Origin of the sequence: Pseudomonas sp. CCI3.1 (assembly GCF_034313985.1) — a bacterium.
GTDB classification, from domain to species: domain Bacteria; phylum Pseudomonadota; class Gammaproteobacteria; order Pseudomonadales; family Pseudomonadaceae; genus Aquipseudomonas; species Aquipseudomonas psychrophila.
In genome coordinates this window covers 1,048,685-1,071,764 of record NZ_JAVIWO010000001.1, presented here as the reverse complement: position 1 = coordinate 1,071,764, position 23,080 = coordinate 1,048,685, and the positions used below count along the sequence as shown (strand labels likewise).

Genomic DNA, 23,080 nt, shown 5'->3' with positions numbered 1-23,080 from the left:
ACGCAGAGCTCGATGAGGAATTGAAAACATGAAACTCGCTACGTCGGCCTGGGCGCCGATTGTGTCCCGCACCCTGGCTGCACTGGTCGGCGGTTATGTCTTTACCTATGCCTTTACCGCTGCATTGGCGCGGCTGCTGCCGCTGGACAATGTGGACTCGATGATCGTCGCCAGTTTGCTGTCGTTTGTGATCTACACCTTCGCCATCCTGTGGGCGTTTGCTGCCCGTCATCAGTGGTCGGCCTGGATGGGCGCGGTACTCGCCGTCCCTTTGGCCGCCATCGGCTTTTGGCCACAACTGCTGGAGCAACTGGGATGAAACAGACCCTGACCCAATCCATGGCCTGGCTGCATACTTGGGGCGGCCTGATCGTCGGCTGGTTGTTGTTCGTGATCTTTTTGACCGGCAGCCTGGCGGTGTTCGATCAAGAGATCGACAACTGGATGACCCCCGAACTGCCTGCGCACCACTTGACGGATGAGCAAGCCGCGCAACGTGCGCTGGATTACTTGCAAGCACACAAGGCCGACACCAAGCAGTGGGGTATCCGCCTGCCTTATGAACGTTCGCCGCAGCTGCAGGCCTCGACCGGCGGGCGCCGTGACGGGGTGTCGGTGACACTCGACCCCGATACCGGCGAGGTGATACCGGTGCGCGAATCGGTGGGTGGACGGTTTTTCTTCCTGTTTCACTTCACCCTGCATATGCCGCGCATGATCGGGATCTATCTGGTTGGCGCACTGGCCATGGGCATGCTTGCAGCGCTGGTCAGCGGGATCGTGATTCACAAAAAGTTCTTCAAGGAATTCTTTACCTTTCGTCCTGCCAAGGGCCAGCGTTCATGGTTGGACGCTCACAACGCCAGTGCCGTGCTGTTGTTGCCGTTTCACTTGATGATCACCTACAGCGGGCTGGCTATATTTCTGGTGATCTACATGCCAGCGGCGATGGATGCGTTGTTCGATGGCAACCGCGAGGCCTTTTTCAAAGCCCAGGACGCCGCGCCACCCGCGCTTGAGGTCAAGCGCCCGGCGACGGTCGAACCGGCGCCGCTGGTGGCACTTGGGCCGTTGCTGACCAAGGCCCGTGAGGTGATGGGGCCGTTGAGCGGGGTAAACATCAGCAACCCCGGGCAGAGCAATGCCGAAATCCAGGTTCGACCGATTCTGGGTAACCGCATCGCCCTGACCAAAGGGCAAGGCATGCGCTTCGACGGGGTAACGGGTGAGCAGATTTCCGGGCCGACAGAAATGCGTCCTACAGTGCTGACCCATCGGGTGATTTCAGGGCTGCACTTTGCCCAGTTCGGGGGGTATCCGATGCGCTGGCTGTACTTCGTTTGCGGTCTGATCAGCAGCGCCATGATCGCCAGTGGCCTGGTGTTGTTCACCGTCAAGCGGCGACGTAAATACGCCAGCGAAAGCCGCGTCGCGCAGGTCCTCTACCGTGTGGTTGAAGCGCTTAATATCACCGCCATGGCTGGTCTGAGCCTGGCCTGCATCAGCTTGCTGTGGGGCAATCGCTTGTTGCCCTCAGGGCTGGCAGAACGTGCCGACGCTGAACTGAACGTGTTCTTCGGTGTGTGGGCCCTGAGTCTGGTTCATGCGTTGATCCGGCCACGCATGCAGGCCTGGCGCGAGCAGCTTGGGTTAGCGGGGTTGATGTGCCTGGCCTTGCCACTGCTGAGCATGCTCACGGTCAGTCGGCCTTGGGCGCTGCCTACCAGCATGGGCGTGGAACTGACTGCGATGGCACTAGGTGCCTTGTTGTTGTGGGCGTGCTGGAAGGTATCGCAACCGGCGGTTGAGCGCGTGCCGCGCAAAAAGACCGCTGTCATGGCTGAGGTGAATTGAGATGCTGGCTCATTTTTTTGCTGCGCTGGCGTTCGCCTACCTCGGCATGCTTGCTCTGTGTCAGGGGCTGGACCGCCATTACAAACAGGTGTGGGGCAAACCCCCATCGCCTCGTCTGAGCCGCTTGCTGCGGGTTTCAGGCTGGGTGAGCCTGGGGCTGAGCTTCTATTTTTGCGGGCTGGCCTGGGGCTGGGCGATGGGGCCGGTGGGCTGGCTCGGCATGCTTTCGTTGAGCGGTTTTGGGCTGCTGATGCTGTTGCCGTACAGGCCTCGCCTGGCCGTGTGGTTGCCGATGGGATTTGTGCCGGTTTGGGCGGTGATCGAAACCCTGACGTGAACCCGTAGCAGCTGCCTCGTTCCTTCGGCAGCTGCTACAAGCTTTATGCAGGTTTTCGAACCCAGCGATTGGCAATTACATCCAGACTGCTGCAAAACACGAAATACACCAAGGCGACGAACAGGAATATTTCAGTCGGGTGCACCATCACCCGATTGCTGACCTGGGTGGCGACGAACGAGAGCTCGCCAACCCCGATCACATACGCCAACGAGGTGTCCTTGATCAGTGAAATCCATTGATTGAGAAAGGAGGGCAACATCATGGGCAAGGCCTGAGGAAGGATGATCAGGCGCAGCACTTGCCAGGTGCCCAGGCCCAGCGCCTTGCCTGCAGCCCATTGCCCGGCCGGCAAGCTGCTGATCCCGGCATACACCGAGTGCGCCAGGTACGCGCCACCAATCAACGACAACGCGCACACCACGGTGGCCAGTGCGGGAACATCGACCTTGAACACAATGGGCAGCAGGAAGTAACTCCAGAAAATCAGCATCACCACCGGGATCGCCCGTAAAAAGCCCAGTACGCCAAGCAACAGCCAGCGCACTTTGCCGCGAATCATCACCAGCGCAATACCCAGCACCAGCCCCAGCAGTGCCGAGATGATCCCCGACAGCAGACTCAGCACCAGCGTCAGTGCCGCTCCGCCCAGAGGTCCGTTGGGCCAGGCGCCGAGCATAAAGTACGAAAAATTATCGCTAATCACCGAAAAGTCCATGTCTTACACCACTCCCTGGCGATACCACTTGCTGCGTGCAATCAGTTGGCCGATCACTTCGATCAGCGCAATGCTGGCCACATACAGCAAGGTGGCAAAGCCAAAGGCCTGAAACGTCTTGAAGGTTTCAGTCTCGACCTGGCGCGAAGCGTAAGACAATTCGGCCAGGCCAATGGCCATGGTCAGCGACGAATTTTTCAGGGCATTCATGTATTGCCCCAGCAACGGCCCCAAAGCCGTGCGCAGTGCCTGTGGAAAGACGATATAGCGCCACACCTGTGCAGGCTTGAAGCCCAGCGCCAGACCGGCCGCCCGTTGTTCAATACGCACCGAGCTGATGCCCGCGCGAAACTCTTCGCAAATAAAGGCTGCGGTATACAACATCAGGCCCCAGAACCCGGCAATGAACTCAAAGGACGGCCATTCAATTTCAAACAGGCCCACTGACAGGCTGCGCGGCTGGTTGAGCCACATCACCAACTCTTCGGGCAGCATCGCCGTCACTGCGAAGTACCAGAAAAACAATTGCACCAGCAGCGGCGTATTGCGAAACAGGGCGAGATAAGCCCGTGCTGGCCACGACCACACGCGCGAAGGTGAAATGCGCGCCAGGCACAGCAAAAAACCCAGCCCGGTGGCTACCAGGCAGGTCAGAAGCGAGAGGATCAGGGTGAGGACAAAACCGTCGAGCAGCCAGTGCAGGTAGTGCGGGGCAAGCAGTTCACCAAACATAAAAACAGCGTCCATCTATAAACGAACAAACCCGTCCGGTTATCCGGGACGGGCTGAAGGAGGCAGGAGCCGTGGGAGCGAGCCTGCTCGCGAAAAGCCTTCGCGAGCAGGCTCGCCCTCACACAGGCAGTGGCTCAGCTCTTGTCGCCGATTTTGTACAGGCGAGTCAGCGGGGTCTTGGTGGTCGGACCGAACCAGGCGTCATAAATGCCTTGTGCCTTGCCCTGGGCTTCCAGGTCGGTGAGGGTCTGGTTGACCACTTCGGTCAGGCGCGCTTCTCCTTTTGGAATGCCCACACCGATCAGGTCATTGGAAATGGTGAACGGCGGCACTTCGTATTTGTCCTTGTCCGGCACATTGGCCAGCAGGCCGATCAGCTTCGGGCCGTCCTGGGTGATGGCCTGGACGTTGCCGTTGCGCAAGGCGGTGAAGGCGAAAGGGGTGTCATCGTAGGCAACCACTTTGGCACCGGGGAATTTCTCGCGCAGCACACCTTCATTGACAGTGCCCTTGTCCACCCCGACACGCCACTTGTTCAGTTCCTCCGGGGATTTAAGCGTGCCTTTCTTGACGATAAATTGCTGACCCGATGCGAAGTACGGAATGCTGAAGTTCACTTGCTCGGCGCGCTCAGGGGTGATGGTGAAGTTGGCCAGCACCAGATCCACCTTGTTCGCGACCAGCAACGGCACACGGTTGGCCGGGTTGGTCGGTTGCAACTGCAATTTCACGCCCAGCTTATCGGCAATGGCCTTGGCGTAGTCCACGTCCAGGCCTTCAATCTGCTTGCTCTTGGCATCAACAAAGCCAAACGGCGGATTGCTGTCAAAAGACGCCACGCGCAGCACACCGGACTTTTTGATGTCGTCCAGACGATCGGCGTGGGCCAGGCCAGACAAGACAGCCAGGGTCAAAGCGGTGAGGGCAGTGATTTTTTTCATTTCGTTCTCATCATGAGTTGGAAGAGTTATGACGAGAGTCTTGCAGGAAATTTAACTTTTAAAAAAGAATATAAAATGATTTGAATATGCCTTTAAGGAATATGACGTTGCGCTGATCGCTGTGGGAGCGGGCTTGCTCGCGAGGGCACCGCCGAGCCTTGGCGAAGCGGCCGTATGGTAGGGCAAGCCTTTTTGGTTACTTTTTCGGCGTTTGGAAAAAGTGACCCGCCGTAAGGGCGGAACCCGTAGAAAGTCGTGACACATCGAATGGATATGTTCTCGTCTGCTTCCACGGTTTATCAGATATGCCATGCGTACCGGTTTTACGACCGCTGCGCCGCTGCGTCGCAGTGGCGCACTCTCTCAAACGTAGCCTCGTTCTACTCGTCAACTGCTACGCAACGGTGTGCGAGGCTGCGCCCAGGTTCACGCCCGTGGATCAAAAGCATCACGGCAGGCTTCGCCGATGAACACCAACAGCGACAGAATCAGCGCCAGGGCACAGAACGCAGTCAGGCCCAGCCAGGGAGCTTGCAGGTTGCGCTTGGCCTGGCCGATCAGTTCACCCAGGGACGCGGTGCCCGGCGGCATGCCAAACCCCAGAAAATCCAGGGCGGTGAGGGTGGCAATCGCGCCGGTCACTATAAAGGGCAGGTAGGTGAGGGTGGAGGTCATGGCGTTGGGCAGGATGTGCCGTCGCATCAGTTCCATATCGCTGAGGCCCAGTGCCCGCGCAGCCTTGACGTATTCCAGGTTGCGCCCGCGCATGAACTCGGCGCGCACCACGTCCACCAGCGCCAGCCAGCTGAACAGCGCCATGATCCCCAGTAACCACCAGAAGCTGGGCGCCACAAAGCCTGACAGGATGATCAGCAGGTACAGCACCGGCAGCCCTGACCACACCTCTTGCAGGCGCTGGCCGAGCAAGTCCACCAGCCCGCCGTAATACCCTTGCAGGGCACCGGCGCTGATGCCCACCACTACGCTGATGGCAGTCAGGATCAAGGCGAACAGAATCGAAATCCGGGCACCGAAAATCACCCGCGCCAGTACATCCCGTGCCTGATCGTCGGTGCCCAGCCAGTTTTGACTGCTGGGCGGGCTCGGGGCGGGTTCCTGAAGGTCGTAATTGACCGTGTCGAAGCTGAACGGGATCGGCGCGAAGAGCATCCAGCCATCCTGATCGGTAATCAGCTTGCGCACGTAATCGCTTCTGTAGTCGGGCTCGAAGGGCAGCTCGCCGCCAAACTCGGTTTCAACGTAGCTGGACACCACCGGGAAGTACCAGCGGTCCTTGAAGTGAATGGCCAGCGGTTTGTCATTGGCGATCAGCTCGCCGCACAGGCACAGGACGAACAGCGCGATAAAAATCCACAGCGACCACCAGCCACGGCGGTTGGCCTTGAAACGGGCAAGACGCCGACGGCCCAAGGGGGAAAGATTGAGCATCAAACTTCCCTCCCCGAGAAGTCGATGCGGGGATCGAGGAGCGTGTAGCAAAGATCGCCGATCAGCTTGATCAGCAGGCCAAAAAGGGTAAACAGAAACAGCGTGCCGAACACCACCGGGTAGTCCCGCGAAACGGCCGCTTCGTAGCTCATGCGCCCGATGCCGTCGAGGTTGAAGATGGTCTCAATCAACAGTGAGCCGGCAAAGAACACTTCGATCAGGGCCTGGGGAATCCCTGCGACCACCAGCAGCATGGCGTTGCGCATGACGTGACCGTACAGCACCCGCCGCTCGGTCAGGCCCTTGGCCCGTGCCGTGACCACGTACTGGCGGCTGATTTCATTGAGAAAGCTGTTTTTGGTAAGAATGGTCAGGGTGGCAAAACCGCCGATCACCAACGCCGAGACCGGCAGCACCATGTGCCACAGGTAATCACCGATTCTGGCAAAAAAGCCCAGGCTGTCGAAGTTCTCCGAGACCATCCCTTGCACCGGAAACCAGCTCACGTAGCTACCACCGGCAAATACCACAATCAACAAAATGGCAAACAGAAACGCTGGCATGGCGTAGCCGATGATGATCGCGGTGCTGGTCCACACATCGAACGCGCTGCCGTGGTGGATGGCCTTGCGTATGCCCAGCGGGATCGAGATCAGGTAAGTAATCAGCGTCGCCCACAGCCCCAGTGAAATAGTCACCGGCAGTTTTTGCAGGATCAGGTCTGTAACCTTGGCGCCTCGAAAGAAACTGTTGCCGAAGTCCAGTTGCGCGTAGTTCTTGAGCATCAGCCATAACCGCTCGTGCATGGGTTTGTCGAAGCCGTAGTGCCGGGTGATTTCTTCGACAAGCGCCGGGTCCAGGCCCCGGCTGCTACGGCTGGCAAGGCCGGTGCCGCCTGCCATGTCACGGGCTCCACCGGCGACGGCAGTGCTGCTAAAGCCCTGCAAGCGGGCAATGGCCTGCTCCACCGGACCACCGGGGGCGGCCTGCACGATCATAAAGTTGACCACCAGAATGCACAGCAGGGTGGGGATGATCAGCAGTAAGCGTCGACTGATGTAATGCAGCATTTCAATGCCCCTCCGACGCTGTGCCCGTAGCGTTCATGGCGGCGTTGGTTTGTGCGGTTTTGCTGACTTCCCACCAGGTGTTCAGCCCCTCGTCATACTTGGGCTCCAGCGCCGGACGGGCGAAGCGGTTCTGGTACACGGTCGGGGTGCCCACCGAGTAATAGTTGGGAATCATGTAATAGCCCCACTGCAGGACGCGATCGAGGGCGCGGGCGTAATGCACCATTTCGTCACGGGTGTTGGCTTGTACCAATCCGTCGAGCAGCGTGTCCACTGCCGGGTCGCGCAGCACGAAGGCGTTGGAGGCACCGGGCTGGGTGGCGCTGCGCGAGCCATACATGTCGTAAAGCTCCCGGCCCGGGGAGACAATGGGGTCGCCGCTGCGCGGAAAGCCCACCACGATCATGTCGTAGTCACGGGCATTGAGCCGGTTGACGTATTGCGCCGAGTCTATCTTGCGGATTTCCATGTTGATCCCGATCTGCGCCAGGGTCCGTTTGTACGGCAGGATCATGCGGTCGAATCCGCCCTGTCCATCGAGGAATGTGAAGCTCAGCGGCTCGCCCTGTGCATTGACCAAGGTGTTGTTTTTCGCGCTCCAGCCCGCCTCCTTGAGCAGCGCCAGGGCTTGCAGTTGCTTGTCGCGGATGTAACCGCTGCCATCGGTTTTCGGCGCCTGGTAGACCTGCGTGAACACCTCATCTGGAACCTTGCCGCGCAGGGGTTCAAGGATCTCCCGTTCGCGGGCGTCGGGCAGGGCAGTGGCAGCCATTTCGCTTTTCGGGAAGTAGCTCTGCTGGCGCACATAAAAACTGCGCATCATCTGCTTGTTGGTCCATTCAAAATCCCATAACAGGCTGAGCGCCTGGCGTACCCGGCGGTCCTGGAAAAACGGATTTTGCAGGTTGAAGGCAAAGCCCTGTGCCGCCCCCGGCTTTTGCTTGGCGAATACCCCTTTTTGCAGGCGGCCATCGGTCAGCTTGGGGCTGTCGTAGCCGATGCTGAACCCGGTGGCCGAGAATTCGCGGTTGTAATCGAAGGCTCCACCCTTGAGCAGTTCGCGGGCCACGTCCGTGTCACCGTAAAAATTCACGGTCAGGCGGTCAAAGTTGTAAAGCCCCTTGCTGACCGGCAAGTCCCTGGCCCACCAGTGTTTGTTGCGCTCAAAGCTGATGCTGCGCCCAGGATCGACCTGGGACACCGAATACGGGCCGCTGCCCAAAGGGGGCTCAAAACCGCCACCGTTGCTGAAGTCACGGGTTTCCCACCAGTGTTGCGGCAGGATGCGCATGCTCGCCAGATCCAGCGCCAAGGTTCGGTTCTGGTTGCTCTTGAAGTCGAAGCGCACTTGCAGCGGGCCTTCGACCTCCATGCCCTTGACCTCGCCATAGAGCATGCGAAAGCCCAGGCTGCCCTTGGTCATCAGCAGGTTGTAGGTGTAGGCGACGTCCCGGGCGGTGATCGGTGTGTCGTCTGCGAAACGTGCCTTGGGGTCCAAGTAAAACCGTACCCACAGTCCTTCGGGGTCGCGCTCCATTTTTTGCGCTACAAGGCCGTATACGGTGTAGGGCTCATCCAGTGAACGAAAGGCCAGTGGCGAGTAGACCCAGTCGTTTACTTGAGCGACCCCGGTGCCTTGATCGACGTAGGGCGTGATGTAGTTGAACTGGCCGATTTCCATGGCCGCCCGGCTCAGGGAGCCGCCTTTGGGGGCGTTCGGATTTACAAAGTCGAAGTGCTGGAAGCTGGCCGGGTATTTGGGCGCTTCGCCATAGACGGTCATGGCCTCGCTGGGTGCTGCACTTACGTTCAGGCACATGCAGGCCAGTACGGGCGCCAGCATGGAGCGGAGCAGGGGCAGGAATCGTAAAGGCATGCCGGGAGATCCTTGTGCCGCGCGTTGAAAACCCCCACACCCGCACAGCCAATGCTGTTCATTTAAACGAGCGGTGTTTTTGTGGGAGCGAGCCTGCTCGCGATGCAGGCGATGCGGTTTATCCGAACGATCGCGGTGCTGCCTTCGCGAGCAAGCTGGCTCCCACTTCAACTTTGGCGCCCTGAAGAGTTGAGCTTGCAGGGGTTACTGTGGGAGCGAGCCTGCTCGCGATGCAGGCGACGCAGTTTATCCGAACGATCGGGGTGCTGCCTTCGCGAGCGGGCTCGCTCCCACTTCAACTTTGGCGCCCTGAAGAGTTGAGTTTGCAGGGATTATTGTGGGAGCGAGCCTGCTCGCGATGCAGGCGACGCGGTTTATCCGAATGATCGCGGTGATGCCTTCGCGAGCGGGCTCGCTCCCACTTCAACTTTGGCGCCCTGAAGAGTTGAGCTTGCAGGGGTTACTGTGGGAGCGAGCCTGCTCGCGATGCAGGCGATGTGGTTTATCCGAACGATCGCGGTGCTGCCTTCGCGAGCGGGCTCGCTCCCACTTCAACTTTGGCGCCCTGAAGAGTTGAGCTTGCAGGGGTTACTGTGGGAGCGAGCCTGCTCGCGATGCAGGCGATGCAGTTTATCCGAACCATCGCGGTGCTGCCTTCGCGAGCGGGCTCGCTCCCACTTCAACTTTGGCGCCCTGAAGAGTTGAGCTTGCAGGGGTTACTGTGGGAGCGAGCCTGCTCGCGATGCAGGCGATGCGGTTTATCCGAACGATCGCGGTGCTGCCTTCGCGAGCAAGCTGGCTCCCACACTATTGCTAATTAAATAAAGGATTACCCGGGGTTAATCAGCCTTTGTCGACAGTGCAGGGTCAACCACGCGCCGCCGCTTTCGCGGTTGCTGACGTCCAGGCTAAAGCCGTGCAGGTTGACGATGGCGGCTACGATGGACAGGCCCAGGCCAAAACCGCCGTGCGTGTCATCGCAGCGGTAAAAACGCTTGAACACTGCCTCCCGCTCGGCCTCGGGGATCCCGGGGCCTGTGTCTAGCACTTCAATGCGCGGGCTCCCGTTATCGTCTGTGGCTCGCAGGGTCACTTCGCCGCCGGGGGGGGTGAATTTGATCGAATTGCTCAGCAGATTGGCCAGTGCCTCAAACAGCAATGCGCGATCGCCCGTCAGGCTGGGCAATGTCGGCTCCGTGTCGAGAATCAGGGTGACCTGGCCTTCTTCAGCCAGAGGCAGGTAAAAATCGTACAGCTCCTGCAGCAAGGGCAGCGGATCGAGCTGCAGGAAGCCCGAGCGTCGTTGATGGTCTTCCAGCTCGGATATGCGCAGCAATCCGCGAAAACGTGCCATCAAGGTGTCGGTTTCGCCGATCACTTCGTCCAGTTGCAGCGCCTCGGCGGAGCCCTCGACAGCATGCTGGCGCATCCGGTACAGCTGGGCCCGCAAGCGGGTGAGGGGGGTACGCAGGTCGTGGGCAATGTTGTCGCACACCCCTTTGACCTCGTGCATCAACAGTTCGATGCGATCGAGCATGGCGTTGACGATGGCGGCCAGCATGTCCAGCTCGTCACGTCGATTGGACAACGGCAGGCGGCAGGTTAAATCCCCCGCGATAATCGCTTCGGCACTGGCCTGAATCGCCCGAATGCGTTGCAAGGGGCGTCGGCGCAGCAAATGCCAACCGGCAATGCCCGGGATGATGGTCAGCGACAAGCCCCAGAGCAGCGCGTGCAAAATGATCCGGGTGACGGCAAACAGCGAACCGTTGTCGCGTACCAGTACCAGCCAGCGGCCGTCGTTGGTCTGTGTGGCGATGGCATCGCAACTGTCCTGGGGCAGGTCGGGGTTGTCAGAGTCGATGCAGGTGCTCAGGGCATGGATCTGGCCATCCAGCGGCAAACCCGCAGGGAGTGATCGAATGGGGCCACTCAGGGGCTTGTGGTGGGCATCGAACAGGCCATAGGCATCCACTGCGCGCATGTCGAAGGTCATGCTGGTGGCAAGCGCTTCGTCCAGTTGTTCGCCTTCAAAGCGGGCAAACAAATGCTGGCGTTGCATGAGCGAGTGCTTGGCCAGATTGCCCAGGTAATCCGACACCTCGTAATAAAGCACCCCCATCAGGATGCAGCTCCAGGCTACGAACAGAAAACTGTACAGCGCCAGCAGTCGGCTGCTGGAAGAACGCCAGCCCTTAGAGGGGTTCGGCAATGACATAACCCGAGCCTCGGACAGTGCGAATCAGAGGCACCTGGCCCGCAGGATCGATTTTTTTGCGCAGGCGACCGATATGCACGTCGATCAGGTTGGTGCCAGGGTCGAAGTGATAGCCCCAGACCTCTTCGAAAATCATCATGCGCGAGAGGATTTGCCCGGTGTTGCGCATCAGGAACTCCAGCAACTTGTACTCGGTGGGCAGCAGGCTCAGCTGTTGTTCGCAGCGACTGGCCTCACGGGTGATCAGGTTGAGTTCAAGGTCCGCGACGCGCAATGACGTTTCGTATTTGTCGACCGGGCTTTTGCGCCGCAACAGGACTTCAACCCGGGCCGCCATTTCGTCGCTGGCAAAAGGTTTGGTCAGGTAGTCATCACCCCCTGCGCGAAGGCCGCGTACACGCTCGTCGACATCGGACAGGGCGCTGATCATCAGAATCGGTGTACTCACGCCAATGGTGCGCAGGGTGGTCACAATCGCCAGGCCATCCAGTTCGGGGAGCATGCGGTCCAGTGTGATCAGGTCGTAGTCACCACTGACTGCGCGCACCAAACCTTCGCGACCATTGGCTACCCAATCGACCTCAAGGCCGTGGCTGGTCAATTCAGCCACGATTTCTTTCGCCGTTACGGCATCGTCTTCAATGGTCAAAATACGGGTCATACCGTCACCTGATGGGCTCTTTCAGCGTTGAGCACATTTTGCCCGCAAAAAGCTGAAACGTTTCTGAATATTTCTTCATGTTCAGCAAGTCGTCAGAAAGCGTAGTCCAAATGCCCCTGATGAGACCCTCAAGCCGGGTCGTTGATCCTGCTCTTCAGGAATATCTGGATACATTTGCGGTATAACTCCCGTTGTTCATTTTTTCAGGCGCTGTGTTCATGCAAACCCCTTCGCAACAGCCGCTGTGGCGGATCTACCTGATCTTTCTCGCGCCCATGGTGCTGTCCAACTTCCTTCAGAGCTTCTCCGGTACCCTGAACGGGATTTATGTCGGGCAACTGCTGGGTACTCAGGCGCTGGCCGCGGTATCGGGGATGTTTCCCATCGTGTTCTTTTTTATCGCGCTGGTCATTGGTCTGGGGGCGGGGGCTTCGGTGCTGATCGGCCAGGCCTGGGGCGCGCGGGAAACCACGATGGTCAAGCAGATCACCGGGGCCACCTTGACCCTTGGGGCGCTGATCGGGCTGCTTGCTGCGGTGCTGGGCAGCCTGTTGGCGCGCCCCGCCTTGCAGGCGCTGGGCACGCCGGTTGACGTGCTGGAAGAGGCCGTCGGTTATGCCCGGGTGATGATGTTGATCATGCCATTGCTGCTGGTATTTATTTTGTTCACGCAAATTCTGCGCGGGGTCAGTGATACGGTTTCGCCATTGCTGGCACTGATGGTCTCAACGGCGGTGGGTTTACTGTTGACCCCGGCGCTGATCCTGGGCTGGACCGGTCTGCCACCCATGGGTATTCAAAGTGCTGCCTATGCGGGGCTGGTGGGCAACGTGCTGGCCATGCTGTTTTTGGTGCTGCGCCTGCGCCACAAAAACCATGTGATGGCACCAGATCGCGAGCTCTGGCTTGCACTGCGCCTGAACCGGGAAATTCTGGGCAAGGTGTTGCGCATCGGCCTGCCGACGGGCGTGCAGATGGTGGTGTTGTCACTGTCGGAGCTGGTGATTCTGGCGCTGGTCAACAGTCACGGCTCCCAGGCGACCGCGGCCTACGGGGCCGTGACCCAGATCGTCAACTACGTGCAGTTTCCGGCGTTGTCGATTGCAATCACCGCCTCGATCCTTGGCGCCCAGGCCATTGGCGCCGGGCGCATTGAGCGCATCGGGCCCATCCTGCGCACCGGGCTGCTGATCAACCTGTGCCTGACCGGTTTCCTGATTGTGCTGGGCTATGTGCTTTCCCACTGGTTGCTGGGGCTGTTTATTACTGACGTTGACGCACGGGTCCGGGCTGAGCACCTGCTGCATATCATGCTGTGGAGCGTTCTGGTGTTTGGTTTCCAGGCGGTGATTGGCGGGATCATGCGAGCCAGCGGGGTGGTGTTGGTGCCTATGGGGATCACGATTTTCTGCGTGTTGTGCATCGAGTTGCCGGTGGCTTATGCACTCAATGCGCACTTTGGTCTCGAAGGGGTGTGGATGGCGTTCCCTGTGACCTATATCGCCATGCTGGGGTTGCAAGCCGCGTATTACCGGTTTGTGTGGCGGCATAAGCAGATTCAGCGACTGGTTTGAGTGTGTGATGCTGCGTTTGGGTTTTCGGGAGATAACGGGTGTACCGGGTACATATCCGGCATTCGCTTCGCTCAGGAGTCCCCCGCGCAGGTGCGGTCAGATCAAAAGCATTGCACCCCGTGGCGTCCGACCTGGTTGGTGGGTTGTACTCACGACCCGTAGCAGCTGACGAGTAGCACGAGGCTGCGTCCGGCTGCGTAGCAGTCGTGAAGTCGGCTTTCACGGTTAATCAGGCACACCGCGTGTACCGGTTTTGAGACCGCTTCGCGATCGAACGTAGCCTCGTTCTACTCGTCAACTGCTACGGCGGGGGGGGGTAAGCGTGAGTCTGTAGCCGCTGTCGAGCGGTGCGCTAAGGCATCACAGCAAACACCTCACCGCCCCCACCGCAGCCTTCGTTCCTCGTCAGCGGCGACAAGCGTTTTAACTATCCCCCCCTCCATCCGGGCTAGGCCATTTGGACGATGTGTCTGTGACTGACCAGTCCGATGATCGAAGCCAGGTTCTGGATACCTCTGCGAGGAGCAATCCAGAGCATCCAAGATAATAAAAAAGAGGACTGGCTGCATGAACTCTGCCCAGCAACTGAATCGTGCAGCGAGGCATCAACCATGCGCTCAATGATCGGCTATCTGGTTTGCCTGATTGTCGCTGCAACCATCGCGTTTACCTTCTCCCCCCGCCCTGCATCGACCGTCGCTTCTGCTCAGTTGCGGCCTGACCGCCTGCAAATCAACGGCATGCTGTACCTCGACAAGCGTGTGGTAGCGGTGGGTGAGCGCGGCAATATTTTGCTCAGCGATGATCAGGGGCAGTCCTGGAAGGCCGCCGCGGTCAAGCCACAACGTGATCTGACCCTCACCGCCCTGGTAGCCCTTGAAGACAAGAGCCTGCTGGCGGTGGGTCATGATGGCTGGATCCTGCGCTCCGAAGATGAAGGCTCAAACTGGTCCGAGGTCCGCTTTGATGGCGACATCGCCGAGCCTTTGCTGGGTGTCTGGAGTGCTGGCGGTAATCGCGTGCTGGCGTTCGGCAGCTTTGGCAAGTTTTACCAGTCCGATGATGACGGTCGCACCTGGCAAGCCCAGCCGCTGGAGGTGGACAGTGCTCACCTCAATGGCATGGACGGCGGTGCCGATGGTCGGCGGATGGTGGTGGGTGAGCAGGGGCTGGTGTTGCGCAGTGACGACGCAGGCCTCAGCTGGAAGAAACTGGAACCGTTCTACAACGGCTCATTGTTCGGTGTGGTGCGCCTGACCCCCGACCGTTGGGTCACTTACGGCATGCGCGGGCATGTGTTCGTCAGCCAGAACTTTGGCCAGACCTGGGAACCTGTGAAGGTGGGCAATCAGTTGCCGCTCTACGGGCATGCACTCTTGCCCAATGGCGGCGGTCTGCTGATTGTGGGTGCGGGCAGTTCTGTGGTTCGCCTGGACGGCAATGGTCGTCTGGTCAGTGCCACACGCCTGCCAGGGCTGGGTACGTTGACTTCAGCTGTATTGATCGGCGCCCAGCGCTTGCTGGTGGGGGGGGAGCGCGGTGTGTTTCAGGGGGCCGATGACGGCGTTGCTGCGCTCGGAGGTGCCCAGTGAGTAGCGAAAAAAGTGCAGTAAATCGCGCGGTCGAGCACGTTGCCGATCTGTTGATCAAATGGCGCAAAAGCTTGCTGGCGCTGTTTGTATTGCTGACGCTGGCCCTGGGTTACAGCGCCACGCACACCCAGCTGGATCCGGGTTTTAACAAGCAGATCCCGGTGCGCAATGCGTTCATGGTCAACTTCCTCAACTTCAGCCAGTACTTCACCGGCGCCAACCGCTTTCTGGTCAGCGTGAAGTGGAAGGGCGAGGGCGATATCTATAACCGCCAGTACCTCGATACCTTGAGCAAGGTCACGGATGACGTGTTCTTCATCAATGGTGTCAGCCGCGCCAGTGTGACCTCGTTGTTTACTGCCAATGTGCGGTACATCGAAATCACCGAAGACGGCTTTTTTGGCGATGTGGTCGTGCCGCCGCGCTTTATCGGCTCGGGCGAAGATCTGTCCCAGGTGCGCAATAACGTTGCCCGGTCGGGGCAGATCGGACGCCTGGTGGCCAATGACCTGACTTCGTCGATGGTGCGCGCCGACTTGCAGGATATGGACCCGCAAACCGGCAAGTCGGTGTCGTATGCAGAGGTGGCCCAACGGCTTGAGGATATCCGCGCCAAATACAGCAACGATGACATCGAAATCAATATCGTCGGCTTTGCCAAGTTGGTAGGGGATGTGGTCGAAGGGCTGACCACGGTGATCGGCTTCTTTGTGATTGCCTTTGTCATTACGGCCCTGATGCTGTGGGTGTATTCACGCTCATGGCGCCTGACGATTGTCGCTCTGGCTGTGGCGCTGCTGCCGGTCGTCTGGCTGCTGGGGCTGCTGCCTTTGCTGGGGCTCGGGATCGACCCGATGTCGATTCTGGTGCCGTTTTTGATTTTCTCGATTGGCGTGTCCCATGCCGTGCAGATGACCAATGCCTGGAAACAGGACGTGCTGGGCGGCAGCTCTTCGGTGCAGGCGGCGCAGGGGGCCTTTTGCAAGATATTCATTCCGGGCTCCCTGGCCTTGCTGATGAACGCCCTGGGCTTTGGCGTGATCATGCTGATCGACATTCCCATTGTGCATGAACTGGGTGTGACCGCCTGTATTGGTGTGATGCTGATGATCATCACCAACAAGCTGATGCTGCCGATCATCCTGTCGTACTTGAAACTCGAACCGAGCGCTTTGGCTCAAGGCCTCAAGGTTCAGGGCAAGCACGCATTGTGGTGGCGCCTGTCGGCACTGGCCGAGCCGAAACCGGCGCTGGCCGTGTTCGTGGTCAGCCTGTTGCTGCTCGGCGTGGGCGCCTGGAAGGCCCGGGACCTGGCGGTGGGCGATATTGGCGTCGGCGCGCCGGAACTGCGGGCAGACTCGCGCTACAACCAGGACAACCAGAAGATCATCAACAGCTATTCCATCGGACTGGATGTGATGTCGGTGTTTGTGCGGGTCAAAGGCATTGAAGAGGGTTGCCTGGCGCCTCAAGTGATGCGCGCGATCGAGTCGTTCGACTTTCAGATCCGTAGCGTCGAGGGCGTGCAGTCGGTACAGAGTGTGGCGGGCATGGGCAAAACCGTGATTGCCGGGAATAACGAAGGCAACCCGCGCTGGTCGGCGATCCCGGGTTCCGAACGTGGTTTGAGTCAGGGCTCCCGGGCGTATATGCCGGACGACGGATTGGTGACCGAAGGCTGCCAGCGGATGCAGATCCTGGTGTTCCTCACCGACCACGAGGGGGCGACGGTGAGTCATGTGGTCGACGAAACCCAGCGCATCATTGCCGGTTTGCAAGGGCCGAATGTGGAGTTTCTGATGGCGGGCGGCAACGTGGGCGTGATGGCTGCGTCCAACGAAGCGGTCAAACAGGCCGAGGTGGTGATGCTGGCAGCCCTGTTCGGTTCGGTGGCGCTGTTCTGCTGGCTGACCTTCGGCTCATTGCGGGCAGTGCTGTGCATTCTGGTGCCATTGGCGATTGTCGCCATTCTGTGCAACGCCTTGATGGCCACCCTGGGCATCGGCCTGAAGGTTGCCACGCTGCCGGTGATGGCGTTGGGTGTGGGGGTCGGGGTCGATTACGGGATCTATCTTTACGAGCGTATTGCCCATGAGATGGCCGACGGCAAAGACCTGCGCAACGCGTTTTACCAGGCCATGTGCCAACGCGGAACGGCGGCGGTGTTTACCGCTTTGACCATGTCCATCGGGGTCTGTACCTGGGCTTTTGCACCGTTGAAGTTCCAGGCTGACATGGGCGTGCTGCTGTCCTTCATGTTCCTGGTCAACGTGCTCGGAGCCATCTTTCTGCTGCCAGCGCTGGCCGCCTGGTTCAATTTGGGTCGCCCGTTGGTCAGGGTTAAAACCCACGTCCGGGACGTACCTGCAGGGCATTACCCGCTCAAGCAGAGCGTTGCCGCCAAGGACGCTTCAAACCGCTGAAACAGACAGCTTGCCGGGCTTGTATGACGGTGAACATAAAGAGACACTGAGGCGTTTTTGCGCAGCTGCGGTTGCAGTGGCTGCGCAGAGACAACCGCTAGTAATAAGAACAATAAAAAGGGCAGGTCTTGAACCTGACCCAATGCGAGGATACGTCCGTGGATACAGTGACCCTGAACCACCAAACCCTGGCCAGTCTGGGGCTCGAACTGGCCGATTACGATCAAATGGTCGGTAACTTCTACGACGGTGCGCTGGACCCGAAAGTGATGGGTCGTACCTTGTGTGCCGTTCGCAGCATGTTCAAGGCCAACTACGCGACCCTGATTCTGCGGGTGCCGGATCAGCCCGATCTGGGCTTGATGATTGTGGCTGGTGATATCGAAGGCGAGGGTGAGTTGACGTATCAGACCTACCCGCAAGCCAACACTCCGTTCGCCGGGCAGGCGCTTGATCAGGTGTTTACGGTTGAGGACCTGATGAGCGAGTCCGAGTGGGTGCAGTCGCCGTATTTCAAAGCCTACTGTGCCAAGCAGGATGTCTATCATGTGATGGGCGCCGATATTTCGACTCCCGACGGCGGCAAGCTGCGCTTTCGTCTTACCCGCCCCAAAACGTCTCCCAAATTCTCCAGTGCCGAGCGAGCATTGTGCAGCAGTTTCTTGCCGCATCTGCGCCGGGCCCTGCACCTGCACAACCTGCTCGATCGCAGCGAGTCCATGAGCGAACTTTACGCGCAGGCCATCAGCCGCCTGTCCGTGGCCACCATCGTGCTCGACGAAACCGGCAAGGTACTGCGCCTTAACCCGGTTGCTGAAGAAATCCTCAAGAATGCTGATGGCTTGAAACTGGTGGGCGGTCGGCTGGAGGCCACTTACCCCAGCGATAACCGTGAGCTGCAGCGTCTGGTCAAGCACGCCTTTAGCCAGGAAGTGCGCGACGGCGGGGTGACGGCCGATGCAATGTCCGTTACTCGGCCATCGGGGCAGGTCAGCCTGGGCCTGGTGGTCGAGGCGATTCCTTCGCTCGAATGGGCGGAAGGCAAAAGCAAGCCTGCGGCGGTGATCTATATCCGTGATTCGGTCGGCAAGTCGCTGGCCAGTGAAGTGGTGACCAAGCAGCTGTTCAACCTGACTAAAGCCGAAACGGCGCTGGCGATGGAGTTGGCGAACGGCTTGTCACTGGAAGAAGCCGCCGAAAACCTGAATATCAGACGCAACACCGCACGGGCGCACCTGCGTTCGATCTTCTCCAAGACGGGGGTGCGCCGTCAGACCGAACTGGTAAGGATTTTGCTGAACAGCGTGGTCGCCTTGGGAAAGCCCAAGTGCGCCTTGCGAGCGGCTGAGTCCGTGGTGGTGCCAGCACCCCAGTTGGCGCGACCCGTTCGCAAAAGCGCTTAAGGAATGAATACAGGCTGGCAGTAGCGATTGAGCGCCACTGCCAGTTGCCCTTCAGTCAGGCCAACCAGCGCCTGAATCATCAAGGAAAGTCTTATGCCAGTTACAGCTGTCAGTGGTTCCGCTTCCGGGATCGGCGCCGCCGTGTGCGCGGTATTACGGGCTGCGGGGCACCGCATTATCGGGATTGACCGGGCCAATGCCGAGGTGGTCGCCGACCTGTCCACCCGTGCCGGGCGCGAGGCCGCCGTGGCGCAGGTGCTTGAACAGTCGGGCGGTGTGCTCGACGGCCTGGTGTGTTGCGCCGGGCTCGGGGTGACGGCGTCTTCCAGCAGCCTGGTGCTGGCGGTGAACTACTTTGGCGTCAGCGAATTGCTTGATGGCCTGGCCGATGCGCTGGCCAAGGGGCAACACCCGGCCGCGCTGGTCATTGGCTCGGTGGCCGCCACCCAGCCCGGCGCGGATCAACAACCGATGGTCGCAGCCTTGCTGGGCGGTGACGAGACCCTGGCGCTGGAGTTGGCCAATGCACTGGGCCAGCCCCACATCGCCTATGCCAGCTCCAAGTACGCGGTGACCTGTGAAGCGCGGCGCAAGTCGGTGCAGTGGGCGGCGCAAGGTATTCGCCTGAACGTGGTTGCGCCGGGCGCAGTAGAAACCCCGCTGCACCAGGCAGCCAAGGAAGATGAGCGGTTCGGCAAGGCGGTGCGTGAATTTGTGGCGCCATTGGGCCGTGCGGGTACGCCTGAAGAAATCGCCCGGGTGGTTGCTTTTCTGCAATCGAGCCAGGCCAGTTTTGTGACCGGCAGCGTAGTGTTCGTCGATGGTGGTATGGACGCAATGGTGCGTGCGCAGCGCTTCTGACCTTAAAGGAGTCCTTATGAACAAAGTGGCATTTATTACGGGCGCCAGTCGCGGTATTGGTCGTGAAACAGCGTTGGCGTTTGCCCGTGCAGGTTTTGATCTGGCCATCAGCGCCCGCAGCCTGGAAGAAGGTGAAAACCACACCCACGGTTTGCGCAACCCTGACGGCACGGCGTTGCCCGGCAGTTTGAACGCAACCGCCGCAGCCATTCGCGAACTGGGCCGCAAGGCCTTGGTGGTGCGCATGGACCTGCTCGACAGTGAGTCGGTGCTTGCGGCCAGTCAGGCGGTGTTTGCGGAATATGGCCGGGTGGATGTACTGGTCAATAACGCGATTTATCAGGGCAGCGATCTGAACGCGCCCTTTATGGAGTTGCAGCCAGAGACCCTGGAGCGGGTGTTTCAAGGCTACATGATGACCCCGTTCCTGCTGACCCGGGCCGTGGTCAGCCAGATGCTGGAGCAGGGCGGCGGGGTAGTGATCAATGTCACCTCCGGAGCGGGTGAAACCGATCCGCCGGTGGCGGCAGGCAAGGGCGGCTGGGGTTATGCCTATGGTGCGGGCAAGGCTGCGGTGTCGCGGCTGTCGGGGATTTTGTCGGTGGAGTTCGGCGATCAGGGGATTCGCGCCTACACCCTGAACCCGGGCGTGGTGACCACCGATGCCTTGCGCGCCACCATCGGTGACAAGGGCGTGATTGCCTTGCGTGCAGGCTCTGCACCGCCCGAGGTGCCGGCAGCGGTGATGCTGTGGCTGGCAACCAATGAGGCTGCAGTCGATCATCAGCGCAAGACCATTCAATGCCAGCCGTTTGCCCGGGAACACGGGATTGTTGAGGATTGGCGTTAACAAGGATTTTGAACACTCAAATCCTGTAGTCGCTGTCGAGGCACGAGGCTGCGATGGGCTGCGCAGCGGCCCCGGTTTTTTGAAGGTCCTGCGGCCCTTATCGCAGCCTCGTGCCTCGGCAGCGACTACAACACCTCTGTGTTCTAGTCCATCTGAACGATGAGCCTGTTTCTCACCTCGGTGAAGATCTCTCAGTAAAGCGCCCTGGCCCTTAACCTGAGGAATAATAAAAATGACTAAACTCGCTGAAATTCACGTCGAGAACGCTTTGTCGCCGCGCTTTGGCCGTGGTTGGCATTGTCTGGGCGAAGCGGATGAGTTCCGTGATGGCAAGCTGCATACCCTGAATGTGTTTGGCTCGCGACTGCTGGCGTTTGCCACGTCCAAGGGCGAGATCAGCGTGCTGGACGCCCATTGTCCGCATATGGGCGCCGACCTGTCCCAGGGCACGATCGAGAATGACCGCGTGGTTTGCCCCTTCCACCACTGGCAGTACGATGCCAGCGGCAAGTGTGTCGAGATCCCGTACTGCAAACGCATACCGCCAAAGGCCAAAACCCGTGCCTGGCAGACCTGTGAAGTGAACAAGCTGCTGTTCGTGTGGAACAACCCCGAAGGCAAGCCGCCTGCCGAAGACGTGGTGATTCCCCATCTGCCCGAAATGGACAGCGATGAGTGGCTGCACAGCTGGCACATGGACAAGCTGATCATCAACACCAACCCCCGCGAACTGGTCGACAACCTGGTGGATGCCCAGCATTTCGGCCCGGTGCATGGCACACCGACCAAGTATTTCCATAACGTATTTGAAGGGCATATCGCTCAACAGATCTTCCATGGCGACTCTGAGCGCCTGGGGGGTGATCTGGTGGCAGAGTCGGCCTATTACGGCCCTGCGACTCACCTGACCCGCATGCGCGCGGTGTTCGAAGGGCTGGAAATCAAGTCCATCCTTCTTAACTGCCACGTGCCGATCGGACCCAACAGCTTTGAGCTGCGTTTTGGCTGTATGGTCAAAAAAGTACCGGGCTGGACAGAGGAGCAGAACGAAGCGCTGGCGGTGGATTACGTGCAACGTAACCGGGATTCCTTCTATCAGGACGTTGATATCTGGACCCACAAGGTTCGGGTCAACAATCCGGTATTGGCTGAAGGTGATGGCCCTGTGTATCAACTGCGCGAGTGGTATCAGCAGTTCTTTACGGACGAAGCCGGTGTGCCGGCGAGTATGGCCGAGCGCCGTGAATTCACCACCGTTGATAACCGCTGATTGATTGCTTGAACGAAGGGTACTGCCAATGTTGCTGAACCAACGTAAAACCCTGACTTTTATGTTGGCTGCGAGCCTGGCCTCAACCATTGGCGGCTTGCCCTTCAATACGCTGCCTATTTTGCTGGGCTCACTGGCGGACAGTTTCGGTTTCGCACCGACGCAAATCGGTTTGCTCGGCTCTGTTTGCTTCACTGGCTATCTTGCAGGAACGCTGGTAGCGGTGGGCTTTATTGACCGCTGCAACTGGCGCGCCCTGACCTTTGGTTGTGCGTTGGGTGCGGCACTGGCGTTGCTGGCATCATCACAACTGCCGGCGCCTGCACAGTTGCCGTTGTGGGCCCTGATCGGTTTTTTTGCCGCGCTCATGACGTGTCTCGGGTTGCGAATAATGGCCGAGATGCCCAACAAGGAGCGGGCGTTCGGTATGCGTCAGGGGATTGAGCTGGGGTTGGTGGCGTTGGTGTTGTTTGTGCTGCCATCGCTGGTGATCAGCAATTTTCACTACGCCGGTGGCGCGCTGGTGCTGGCGGCAATGATTCTGTTACTGAGCCTGAGCGCCTTCGCGTTGCCTCGGCGCAGTGACTTCGCGGTGCATGCAGATTTGGCTAAAGACAGCTCCCTTCAAGGGCGTTTTCGCTTCCCGGTGCCCGCCTATTGGGCGCTGGGGTTTTTTTTCGTATTTGGTGCCGGACAGATTGGTCTATGGGCGTTTCTTGAACGTCTCGGGCACGGGCTGGACGTGGCCCCGGCGCAGATGGGCGTGGTTTTTGCGGTGCTTAAACTGCTGGGCGGTGGGGCGGCCCTGACCCTGGCGCTGGTTGGCGATCGCCTCGGTTCGCGCTGGCCGCATCTGCTGGTGCTGGCTGTCATCGGTACGGGCTTGTTGCTGTTGGCCTATGCCCAGGGATTTGTGATGTATGCCCTGGGTGCCTGGATCTGGGAAGTGGGTTTCTGCTGGGGGTGCATCTACCAGACCGCCGCCGTGGCCCGGCTCGATCCGAGCGGTCGCTCGATCATGCTGATTCCTGCCGCGTTTGCCTTGAGCTCAATGGTGGGGCCAGCGCTGGCGGGACAACTGGTGGCAGACGGTTTTGCCGGACTGCTGTGGCTGGCACTGGCCACGGCTGTGGTGCCGGTGGTGGCCTTTGCCGGGCTATTGGCCAGACGCCTGTCATCACCGCCGCTGGCGTTGCCCGTATAAGCCTAAGGTACTGCTGGCTTTTTGATCCGTGCTGCTTAAGATGGCCG

Annotated in this window: 19 protein-coding genes; 11 read left to right on the top strand and 8 right to left on the bottom strand. The window is 59.5% G+C overall.

Annotated features, from left to right (window positions below; genetic code table 11):
* Nucleotides 1–28: 28 nt before the first annotated feature.
* From RGV06_RS04720 to RGV06_RS04710, 3 genes are read left to right on the top strand one after another with little or no spacing between them, the layout of a single operon-like run.
* Complete coding sequence (locus RGV06_RS04720; protein WP_019828408.1) at nt 29–319, top strand: hypothetical protein; 291 nt, start codon at nt 29–31, stop codon at nt 317–319.
* Nucleotides 316–1,854 carry a PepSY-associated TM helix domain-containing protein gene (locus RGV06_RS04715; RefSeq protein ID WP_322149492.1) on the top strand — a complete coding sequence of 513 codons (1,539 nt, stop codon included), beginning with the start codon at nt 316–318 and terminating at the stop codon, nt 1,852–1,854. The genes RGV06_RS04720 and RGV06_RS04715 overlap by 4 nt, the downstream gene beginning before the upstream one ends.
* 1 nt (nt 1,855) lies before the next feature.
* A complete protein-coding gene (locus RGV06_RS04710) occupies nt 1,856–2,191 on the top strand; it encodes a DUF3325 domain-containing protein (protein ID WP_046808649.1) in 336 nt (111 codons plus the stop codon).
* Between the two features lie 43 nt (nt 2,192–2,234).
* Here the strand turns inward: RGV06_RS04710 and RGV06_RS04705 are convergent, their stop codons facing one another.
* The 8 genes from RGV06_RS04705 to RGV06_RS04670 all read right to left on the bottom strand — a co-directional run bounded on the left by RGV06_RS04705 (nt 2,235) and on the right by RGV06_RS04670 (nt 11,856).
* Nucleotides 2,235–2,909: an amino acid ABC transporter permease gene (locus RGV06_RS04705; protein WP_019828405.1), complete on the bottom strand. Its 675-nt coding sequence runs from the start codon at nt 2,907–2,909 to the stop codon at nt 2,235–2,237.
* A 3-nt stretch (nt 2,910–2,912) separates the two neighbouring features.
* Entirely contained in the window at nt 2,913–3,641 is a 729-nt protein-coding gene (locus tag RGV06_RS04700; RefSeq protein ID WP_048351656.1) for an amino acid ABC transporter permease, read from the bottom strand.
* A gap of 134 nt (nt 3,642–3,775) precedes the next feature.
* Complete coding sequence (locus RGV06_RS04695; RefSeq protein WP_046808650.1) at nt 3,776–4,582, bottom strand: ABC transporter substrate-binding protein; 807 nt, start codon at nt 4,580–4,582, stop codon at nt 3,776–3,778.
* Between the two features lie 426 nt (nt 4,583–5,008).
* Nucleotides 5,009–6,031: an ABC transporter permease gene (locus RGV06_RS04690; protein WP_019828401.1), complete on the bottom strand. Its 1,023-nt coding sequence runs from the start codon at nt 6,029–6,031 to the stop codon at nt 5,009–5,011.
* Nucleotides 6,031–7,101, bottom strand: coding sequence for a microcin C ABC transporter permease YejB (locus RGV06_RS04685; RefSeq protein WP_048351657.1), 1,071 nt, complete (start codon nt 7,099–7,101; stop codon nt 6,031–6,033). Before RGV06_RS04685 ends, RGV06_RS04690 begins: the two co-directional genes overlap by 1 nt.
* 1 nt (nt 7,102) lies before the next feature.
* Nucleotides 7,103–8,977: an extracellular solute-binding protein gene (locus tag RGV06_RS04680; protein ID WP_416194552.1), complete on the bottom strand. Its 1,875-nt coding sequence runs from the start codon at nt 8,975–8,977 to the stop codon at nt 7,103–7,105.
* Nucleotides 8,978–9,806: 829 nt separating this feature from the next.
* Entirely contained in the window at nt 9,807–11,195 is a 1,389-nt protein-coding gene (locus tag RGV06_RS04675) for a sensor histidine kinase (protein ID WP_019826487.1), read from the bottom strand.
* On the bottom strand, nt 11,173–11,856 hold the full coding sequence (locus RGV06_RS04670; protein ID WP_019826485.1) for a response regulator transcription factor: 684 nt from the start codon (nt 11,854–11,856) through the stop codon (nt 11,173–11,175). The genes RGV06_RS04675 and RGV06_RS04670 overlap by 23 nt, the downstream gene beginning before the upstream one ends.
* Before the next feature lie 218 nt (nt 11,857–12,074).
* On the opposite strand from RGV06_RS04670, the gene RGV06_RS04665 reads away from it, so the two are divergent.
* From RGV06_RS04665 to RGV06_RS04630, 8 genes are all read left to right on the top strand, one after another.
* On the top strand, nt 12,075–13,430 hold the full coding sequence (locus tag RGV06_RS04665) for an MATE family efflux transporter (protein ID WP_019826483.1): 1,356 nt from the start codon (nt 12,075–12,077) through the stop codon (nt 13,428–13,430).
* Between the two features lie 611 nt (nt 13,431–14,041).
* Nucleotides 14,042–15,022 carry a WD40/YVTN/BNR-like repeat-containing protein gene (locus RGV06_RS04660; protein ID WP_322149491.1) on the top strand — a complete coding sequence of 327 codons (981 nt, stop codon included), beginning with the start codon at nt 14,042–14,044 and terminating at the stop codon, nt 15,020–15,022.
* Complete coding sequence (locus tag RGV06_RS04655; protein ID WP_019826479.1) at nt 15,019–17,445, top strand: efflux RND transporter permease subunit; 2,427 nt, start codon at nt 15,019–15,021, stop codon at nt 17,443–17,445. Before RGV06_RS04660 ends, RGV06_RS04655 begins: the two co-directional genes overlap by 4 nt.
* Nucleotides 17,446–17,603: 158 nt before the next feature.
* On the top strand, nt 17,604–18,848 hold the full coding sequence (locus RGV06_RS04650) for a helix-turn-helix transcriptional regulator (protein ID WP_019826478.1): 1,245 nt from the start codon (nt 17,604–17,606) through the stop codon (nt 18,846–18,848).
* Nucleotides 18,849–18,941: 93 nt separating this feature from the next.
* Complete coding sequence (locus RGV06_RS04645; RefSeq protein WP_019826476.1) at nt 18,942–19,709, top strand: SDR family oxidoreductase; 768 nt, start codon at nt 18,942–18,944, stop codon at nt 19,707–19,709.
* Between the two features lie 16 nt (nt 19,710–19,725).
* The gene (locus RGV06_RS04640; protein ID WP_046808653.1) at nt 19,726–20,559 is read left to right on the top strand and encodes an SDR family NAD(P)-dependent oxidoreductase; all 834 of its coding nucleotides are present in this window, start codon (nt 19,726–19,728) and stop codon (nt 20,557–20,559) included.
* Between the two features lie 232 nt (nt 20,560–20,791).
* On the top strand, nt 20,792–21,829 hold the full coding sequence (locus RGV06_RS04635) for a Rieske 2Fe-2S domain-containing protein (RefSeq protein ID WP_322149490.1): 1,038 nt from the start codon (nt 20,792–20,794) through the stop codon (nt 21,827–21,829).
* Between the two features lie 28 nt (nt 21,830–21,857).
* A complete protein-coding gene (locus RGV06_RS04630) occupies nt 21,858–23,033 on the top strand; it encodes an MFS transporter (protein ID WP_322149489.1) in 1,176 nt (391 codons plus the stop codon).
* Nucleotides 23,034–23,080 lie beyond the last annotated feature (47 nt).

Bases quoted from the DNA above. Each gene is read 5' to 3' on its own strand.
- RGV06_RS04720 (WP_019828408.1), top strand. From the start codon at position 29: ATGAAACTCGCTACGTCGGCCTGGGCGCCGATTGTGTCCCGCACCCTG.
- RGV06_RS04715 (WP_322149492.1), top strand. From the start codon at position 316: ATGAAACAGACCCTGACCCAATCCATGGCCTGGCTGCATACTTGGGGC.
- RGV06_RS04710 (WP_046808649.1), top strand. From the start codon at position 1,856: ATGCTGGCTCATTTTTTTGCTGCGCTGGCGTTCGCCTACCTCGGCATG.
- RGV06_RS04705 (WP_019828405.1), bottom strand. From the start codon at position 2,909: ATGGACTTTTCGGTGATTAGCGATAATTTTTCGTACTTTATGCTCGGC.
- RGV06_RS04700 (WP_048351656.1), bottom strand. From the start codon at position 3,641: ATGTTTGGTGAACTGCTTGCCCCGCACTACCTGCACTGGCTGCTCGAC.
- RGV06_RS04695 (WP_046808650.1), bottom strand. From the start codon at position 4,582: ATGAAAAAAATCACTGCCCTCACCGCTTTGACCCTGGCTGTCTTGTCT.
- RGV06_RS04690 (WP_019828401.1), bottom strand. From the start codon at position 6,031: ATGCTCAATCTTTCCCCCTTGGGCCGTCGGCGTCTTGCCCGTTTCAAG.
- RGV06_RS04685 (WP_048351657.1), bottom strand. From the start codon at position 7,101: ATGCTGCATTACATCAGTCGACGCTTACTGCTGATCATCCCCACCCTG.
- RGV06_RS04680 (WP_416194552.1), bottom strand. From the start codon at position 8,977: ATGCCTTTACGATTCCTGCCCCTGCTCCGCTCCATGCTGGCGCCCGTA.
- RGV06_RS04675 (WP_019826487.1), bottom strand. From the start codon at position 11,195: ATGTCATTGCCGAACCCCTCTAAGGGCTGGCGTTCTTCCAGCAGCCGA.
- RGV06_RS04670 (WP_019826485.1), bottom strand. From the start codon at position 11,856: ATGACCCGTATTTTGACCATTGAAGACGATGCCGTAACGGCGAAAGAA.
- RGV06_RS04665 (WP_019826483.1), top strand. From the start codon at position 12,075: ATGCAAACCCCTTCGCAACAGCCGCTGTGGCGGATCTACCTGATCTTT.
- RGV06_RS04660 (WP_322149491.1), top strand. From the start codon at position 14,042: ATGCGCTCAATGATCGGCTATCTGGTTTGCCTGATTGTCGCTGCAACC.
- RGV06_RS04645 (WP_019826476.1), top strand. From the start codon at position 18,942: ATGCCAGTTACAGCTGTCAGTGGTTCCGCTTCCGGGATCGGCGCCGCC.
- RGV06_RS04640 (WP_046808653.1), top strand. From the start codon at position 19,726: ATGAACAAAGTGGCATTTATTACGGGCGCCAGTCGCGGTATTGGTCGT.
- RGV06_RS04635 (WP_322149490.1), top strand. From the start codon at position 20,792: ATGACTAAACTCGCTGAAATTCACGTCGAGAACGCTTTGTCGCCGCGC.
- RGV06_RS04630 (WP_322149489.1), top strand. From the start codon at position 21,858: ATGTTGCTGAACCAACGTAAAACCCTGACTTTTATGTTGGCTGCGAGC.